Origin of the sequence: Mesorhizobium sp. M7D.F.Ca.US.004.03.1.1 (assembly GCF_003998635.1) — a bacterium.
Lineage (GTDB): Bacteria > Pseudomonadota > Alphaproteobacteria > Rhizobiales > Rhizobiaceae > Mesorhizobium > Mesorhizobium loti.
On the sequence record NZ_RZQG01000004.1, the window covers coordinates 26,752 to 33,394 of the forward strand.

The window sequence follows — 6,643 nt, forward strand, 5'->3', positions numbered from 1 at the left end:
CCAACAGCGGTCGAGTTTTTATGCTGCATGTCTTGTACCTTGTGCACGACGTTTCCGACCCGGCCGTGCGCCGGCGGATCACGATGCTCAGGGCAGGTGGGGCCCAGGTCACCCTGGCCGGCTTCCGCCGCACCACGAATCCGATCGCGGATGTCGAGGGATTGCGGCCGATCGACCTCGGCGCGACGCGTGACGGGCGATTCGGCCAACGCCTCGCGGCGGTCGCCAAGGCTGCCCTATCGATCGGCTCGAGGCTTGGCGGCGTGCCAAGGCCCGATCTCATCATCGCGCGCAACCTAGAAATGCTGGCGCTCGCTCGTCGCGCCAGATCAGCCTTCGGTGCGTCGGTTCCGATCGTTTACGAGTGCCTCGACATTCATCGCCTTGTGCTTCGCAACGATGTCCTGGGCAAGGCGCTGCGCGCCACCGAACGCTTTCTGGCCAGGGACGTGAAGCTGCTGGTGACCAGTTCGCCTGCCTTCATCGCCAATTATTTCGAACCGTTCGGCCAGGTCGCAGCACCCATCGAGCTGGTCGAGAACAAATATTTCGAGGTCGCGGCGATCTTGCCCGGCGCCTCCGAGGTCGAAGAGAGCCCGGTCGGCCCGCCATGGCGGATCGGCTGGTTCGGCGCCTTGCGCTGTCGCCGTTCGCTTGAGTTGCTGGCCGATTTCTCCCGCCGCATGGAGGGGCGCTTCGAGATCGTGCTGCGCGGCCGTCCGGCTTTGTCCGAATTCCCGGATTTCCATGGCTTTGTCGAAGCCGAACCATGGCTGTCGTTTCGCGGGCCCTACCGCAACCCGGAGGACATGGCTGCGATCTATAACGACGTCCATTTTTCCTGGGCGATCGATTTCTTCGAAGCGGGACAGAACTCCGAATGGCTCCTGCCAAACCGGCTCTATGAAGGCTGCCGTTTCGGCGCAGTGCCGATCTCGATGGGCAATACCGAGACCGGGCGGTTCCTCAAACAGCAGGATATCGGCGTGCTGTTGCCGCAGGCCTCGCCCGAGGCGCTCGAAGCCGCGCTCGGCAAGATGGAGGAGCATCGCTTCGCCAGGTTGAAGGGGCGTGTTCTTGCCCGCAACCCGAGGACTTGGAGCTACGACCGCAGCGATTGCCGGGCGCTTGTCGAGCGACTGCGCAGCCTGACCGCCGTGCCCGGCTCCTTCGCAGCCGAGGCGTTGGCATAGCATGGCTGGAGATAGACAGGGGCAGATGACGCAGGCGGAAAAACCCTCATCCAGCCTGATCGTTATCCCATGCCTGAACGAAGCCGCCCATATCGGTGCGCTGCTCGATCAATTGCGACCCGCAGCCGCTCGGCTTGGCGCCCGGATCATCGTCGCCGATGGCGGCAGCACCGACGGCACGCTGGCCATCGTCGAGGACATCATCGCCAAGGATTCGCGCGTTATCCTGCTTCACAATAAGCGGCGCATCCAGAGCGCGGCGATCAATCTCGCCGTCGGCACCTTCGGCGAGGGTGCCGACTATCTCATCCGCATCGATGCGCATGGCGGCTATCCCGACGACTATTGCGACCGGCTGGTCGAGGAGGCGTTGGCCACAGGGGCGGATTCGGTTGTCGTATCGATGCTGACCAGCGGCACCGGCACCGTGCAGAAGGCCGCCGCCGCGGCGCAGAACTCCAAGCTCGGCACCGGCGGCTCGAAGCATAGGCACCTTTCGGGGGGCGAGTGGATCGACCACGGCCATCATGCGCTGATGCGGATATCGGCCTTCGGTTCTGTCGGCGGTTATGACGAGACGTTCAGCCACAACGAGGATGCAGAACTCGATTACCGCCTCCGCAAGGCTGGCTACAAGATCTGGATGAGCGGCAAGACGCAGATGGTCTACTATCCGCGCGCCTCGCTCTCAGGCCTCTATTTCCAGTATCTCGGCTACGGCCGCGGCCGCGCCAAGAACGTGCTGAAGCACCGCGTCATCCCGAAGGTCCGGCAGATGGTGCCGTTGCTGGTGTTTCCGGTCGTGCTGTTGGCGGCCTTTTCGTTCGTGCATTGGCTGGCGGCGGTGCCGCTGCTGCTGTGGGCGTCGGTGTGCCTGGGCTATGGTCTGTGGACGGCCATCCGCCAGCGTAATGCCGACATCGCGCTTGCCGGCGTCTCGGCGATGGTCATGCATCTTGGCTGGTCGGTCGGCTTCTGGCTGCAGCTTCTCGGCCTCGGGTCGCGGCGCGGGGTGGCGTGATGGCGGTGTCGGCCAAGAACCTCAGCATCGACATCGGCGTCTGCACGTTCCGCCGGCCGGAACTGGCCGACACGCTGCGCTCGCTCGACGCCATGGAGATGCCGGCGGGATTCGATATCCGCATCATCGTCGCCGACAATGATGACACGCCGACCGCAAGCGACCTGGTGACGGCGCTGTCGCAGGAATTGACGCTGCCGATCCATTATCGGCATTGTCCGGCGCGCAACATCTCGATCGCCCGCAACGCCTGCCTCGACGCCAGCATTGCGGATTTCGTCGCCTTCATCGACGACGACGAGACGGCAACACCGTCATGGCTCGCCGAGCTGGTCGCGATGGCTGGAGCCAGCGGTGCCGCCGCTGTGCTCGGCCCGGTCAGGGCGCGCTATCGCCCGGATGCGCCGGACTGGATGCGGCGTGGCGATTTCCATTCGACCTTGCCCGTCTGGGTGCGCGGCGAGATCCAGACCGGCTATACCTGCAACGTTCTGCTGCGGATGGGATCGGACAGCCTGCGCGGCCGCCGCTTCAGCCTGGCGCGCGGCCAGACTGGCGGCGAGGACACTGAGTTCTTCGACCAGATGCACAAAGCGGGCGGCCGCATTGCCTTCTCACCCGAGGCTTGGGTCAACGAGGTGGTGCCGCGCTCAAGGGCGGCATTCGACTGGCTCGGCCGCCGCCGCTTCCGCGTCGGCCAGACGCACGGCCATCTCCTGGGCAGCAGCGCCAGCGGCATCGGCCTGGTCAAGCAGGTCGGCCTGGCGTCGGCAAAGGCCATCTATTGCTTCGCCTCGGCACTTCCGGTCGTCGTCAGTCCGGTTCGCAGGAACCGCAGCGTGCTGCGCGGCATCATGCATGTCGGCGTCGTCAGCGGCCTTGTCGGCATCCGCGAAATCCGCCTCTACGGCCAGCCTTCGCCGCAGGAAGGAGGCAAGCGTGCAGCCTGACGTCTCCTTTGTCCCCGATGTTTCCTTTGTGATTGCCGCCTACAACGCCGAGGCGACCCTCGATCGGGCGATCGCCAGCGCCATCGCCCAGAAGGGTGTCAGCGTCGAAATCATCGTCGTCGACGACAAGTCGCGCGATGCGACGCTGGACGTGGCGCGCGCCTATCCCAGGGAAATCGTCCGCGTCGTCGCCCTGGCCAGCAATCGCGGTCCCGGCGGCGCCAGGAATGCCGGCCTCGACGCCGCGCGCGGCAGATGGATCGCGGTTCTCGATTCCGACGACGCGGTCTTTCCAGATCGGCTCGCCACGATGATCGCGCGCGCCGAAACGGCCGGTGCCCAGATCGCCATCGATAATCTGCAGGTTATCCGCGAGGACGGCGTCGTCGAGGACGCGATGTTCCCTCGACACTATCTGGAAGGCTTGCGCGAAATTTCACTGGCCACCTACATAGCCGGCAACGTCGTCTTCGAATCGAAGTTCAATCTCGGCTATCTCAAGCCGATTTTTCAGCGCGAATTCCTGAACGAGAACGGGCTTCGCTATGATGAGAAACTGAGGATCGGCGAAGACTACATCCTATTTGCCGAAGCCTTGGCCAAGGGCGGCAAATGCGTGGTCGAGCCCGATATCGGCTATGCCTATCATATCCGCAGCGGCTCCATCTCGCACGTGCTCGAGCTCCATCACGTCGAAGCGATGCGCAAGGCGGATGCCGTGTTCGCTCAAACCCACCAGATGGATGAGGCCGCGCAAGCGGCGTTTGCCCGGCGCAGCCGCAGCCTGCGCAAGGCCGCCTCATTCCTGTCGATGGTTCAGCACATCAAGGCGCGGTCCCCGCTCAAGGCGATCCGGACAGCGCTCAGCGACCCGGCGGCGGTCAGGCATATGGGCATGCCGATCGCCGTGCGGTTGCGAAGAATGGCGGCACAGTTTGCCGTTGGGGTGGGGAGGTGAAGATGCAGGCACATGGAGGGATTTTTCGTGGCCTGTGAATGGACTGAAGTCGATCTCCTCAGAAGGAATTTGCGATGAAGAAAATCAGGAAGGCCGTGATACCGGTGGCGGGGCTTGGAACACGGTTCCTGCCGGCGACCAAGTCGATGCCAAAGGAAATGCTTCCCGTCGTCGACAGGCCTGTCGTGCAATATGCGGTGGACGAGGCCTTCGAGGCGGGCATCGAGCACATCGTGTTCGTGACCGGCCGCAACAAGGCGGTCATCGAGGACTATTTCGACCTGCATCCGGAATTGATCGGCACCCTGGAGCAGACCGGCAAGAAGACCCAGCTGGAGGCGCTCGAAAGCATGCTGCCTGTGGCCGGTGCCACCAGCTTCATCCGCCAGCAATCCCCGCAAGGCCTCGGCCATGCCGTCTGGTGCGCGCGCGAGGTTATCGGCAATGAGCCCTTCGCCTTGCTGCTGCCGGACATGGTGTCCTTCGGCGGGCGTGGATGCCTCGCCGAAACCGTCGACCTTTATGAGCGCACTGGCGGCAACGTCATCGCCGTCGAGCGTTGTGAACCGACCGAGACCAACAAATACGGTATCGTTGGTCGTGGCGTCGAGATCGGCGGCGGTTTCGAGGTGACGGCTATGGTCGAAAAGCCGGCGCCGGCCAACGCGCCGTCGAACTTCTACATCAACGGCCGCTACATCCTGCAGCCCGAGATCTTCGCGCTTCTGGGCAATCAGCAGCGCGGCGCCGGCAACGAGATCCAGCTGACGGACGCCATGGTCCGTCTGTCGAAGGATCAGCCGTTCTTCGCACAACCTTTCAAGGGGCGCATGTTCGACTGCGGTTCCAAGGAAGGGTTCATCCAGGCCAACATCGCCTTCGCGCTGGCGCGCGACGATATGAAGGGCCCGGTTTTCGAGATGCTTCAGGAGTTCGTCCGGTCGCATGAACGCCAGGAAGAAGCCGCATAATGCCCATCTTTCGGGAGCATTGTCGGATGGCTGGTGAAGAGGGGCCGGTAGGCCCTCGCCGTCTGGCACGACGCTTGCGTTGCTTCTGGCGATGCTCCCGATCTTCGAGGCGTCTGCAAGCCAAAGCATGATCCCGGAAAGTGGGTCCCGGTTTCCGGAAAAGATCATGCTCAAACAGTGAGATAGAGCCCATTGCGATCAATCGGAATGGGACCGGCTCTAGAATTGGACCGAAGATGAATTATGCCAACTTTCCTCTCGACAAGAGGATGCCATTGCCGAATTCCAACGCAGGAGACGGCGAAGACTTCATCGATATCGAGCGGCTGCTTGGCATGGCCGCACGGCAGGCCAAGGTGGTTGCCGTGTGTGCTGTCATCGGTGTCTTTCTGGGTCTGCTCTATCTGCAGACGACGCCGCCCAAATATCAGTCGGTCGCGAGTGTGCTGATCGACGAAGGCTTGAACAAGATTGTCGATGATATCTCGGCGGCGTCGACAACCATGCAGACCGATTCCGCCATCCTGAGCCAGATCGAGATCCTGACCTCGACGCGGCTTGCCGCCGTGGTCGTCGACAAGCTGAAGCTCGACCAGAACGATGCGTTCATGAATCCGCCCGTATCGGCTCTGGCGAAGGGCGTCGGCATGGTCAGGAGCGTGATCCAGTATGTCCGCCCCAGCCCTTCCATGCCGGGGGGGGCCGACTTCAGCAAGCTCGACCCGGCCGCCCGTGACGCGCTGATCGCCACATCGCGTCGCGACTATGCGATCCTCAAGCTGCAGAACGAGATCCAGGCTGAGCGCACCGGCCGAAGCTATGTCATCGCGCTCGGCTACCAGGCCACGGATCCGGCCTTGGCAAACGCCATCACCAAGGCTTATGCCGACGCCTATCTCGCCGATCAGCTCGACGCCAGCTTCGATGCCACCGAACGGGCTGCGGTCTGGCTGCAGGGCCGGTTGACCGAACTGCGCCAGAGCTCGCAGGCAGCATCGCTGGCGGTCGAGAAATTCAGGGCTGAGCACGGGTTGGCCGCCAACAGCGATGGCCAGTTGATGAGCGACAAGCAGCTCTCCGATCTCAACGCCCAGCTCATCGTGGCGCAGGCCGATACCGCGCGTGCCAGCGCCCGCTACCAGCAGTACAAGGCGATTGTCGACAGCGGCTCCGACAACGCCTTCAAGGATGCCGCCATATCGAGCGACCAGCCGAGCAGTTCGGTCATCGCGGCGCTCAAGACCCGCTACCTCACGGTGGCCAAGCGGCTGCAGGACGTCGAGGCGAATTTCGGCCCCGAGCATCCGCAGGCGGTGGCGCTTGCCAAGGAGAAGGCCGACATATCGACGCAGATTTTCGGCGAACTGAAGCAGCTGACCGAGAGCTATCGCAACGAATATGAGGTAGCGCTGGCGCGCGAGACCGCGCTCAGGGCCAATGTCGCGGCCGCACAAGGCAAGAGTTCCGTCGACAACCAGACGCAAGTCAAGCTGCGTGAACTCGATCAGCAGGCGACGGCGCTCACCACGCTCTATCAGACATTCCTCGGC

General features: G+C 63.3%; 6 protein-coding genes. All 6 read left to right on the forward strand.

The annotated features are described in order from the left end of the window. The first annotated feature begins 20 nt into the window (after positions 1 to 20). Positions 21 to 1,193, forward strand: a complete 1,173-nt coding sequence (locus EN935_RS00855; protein ID WP_127266046.1) for a glycosyltransferase — start codon at positions 21 to 23, stop codon at positions 1,191 to 1,193. Positions 1,194 to 1,218: 25 nt separating this feature from the next. Further along, positions 1,219 to 2,214 (forward strand): glycosyltransferase family 2 protein, encoded by a 996-nt coding sequence (locus tag EN935_RS00860; protein WP_127266047.1) that lies wholly within the window; start codon positions 1,219 to 1,221, stop codon positions 2,212 to 2,214. Then, a complete protein-coding gene (locus EN935_RS00865; RefSeq protein WP_127373125.1) occupies positions 2,214 to 3,164 on the forward strand; it encodes a glycosyltransferase in 951 nt (316 codons plus the stop codon). The genes EN935_RS00860 and EN935_RS00865 overlap by 1 nt, the downstream gene beginning before the upstream one ends. Further along, entirely contained in the window at positions 3,154 to 4,122 is a 969-nt protein-coding gene (locus EN935_RS00870; protein WP_127373126.1) for a glycosyltransferase family 2 protein, read from the forward strand. Before EN935_RS00865 ends, EN935_RS00870 begins: the two co-directional genes overlap by 11 nt. 74 nt (positions 4,123 to 4,196) lie before the next feature. Continuing rightward, positions 4,197 to 5,093: a UTP--glucose-1-phosphate uridylyltransferase gene (locus tag EN935_RS00875; protein WP_127265998.1), complete on the forward strand. Its 897-nt coding sequence runs from the start codon at positions 4,197 to 4,199 to the stop codon at positions 5,091 to 5,093. 236 nt (positions 5,094 to 5,329) lie between these two features. Further along, the coding region (locus EN935_RS00880; RefSeq protein ID WP_164770986.1) for a GumC family protein at positions 5,330 to 6,643 on the forward strand (1,314 nt) is incomplete at its 3' end.

Excerpts from the sequence above, each read along its gene's own strand:
- EN935_RS00855 (WP_127266046.1), top strand. The coding sequence starts at position 21 with ATGCTGCATGTCTTGTACCTTGTGCACGACGTTTCCGACCCGGCCGTG.
- EN935_RS00860 (WP_127266047.1), top strand. The coding sequence starts at position 1,219 with ATGACGCAGGCGGAAAAACCCTCATCCAGCCTGATCGTTATCCCATGC.
- EN935_RS00865 (WP_127373125.1), top strand. The coding sequence starts at position 2,214 with ATGGCGGTGTCGGCCAAGAACCTCAGCATCGACATCGGCGTCTGCACG.
- EN935_RS00875 (WP_127265998.1), top strand. The coding sequence starts at position 4,197 with ATGAAGAAAATCAGGAAGGCCGTGATACCGGTGGCGGGGCTTGGAACA.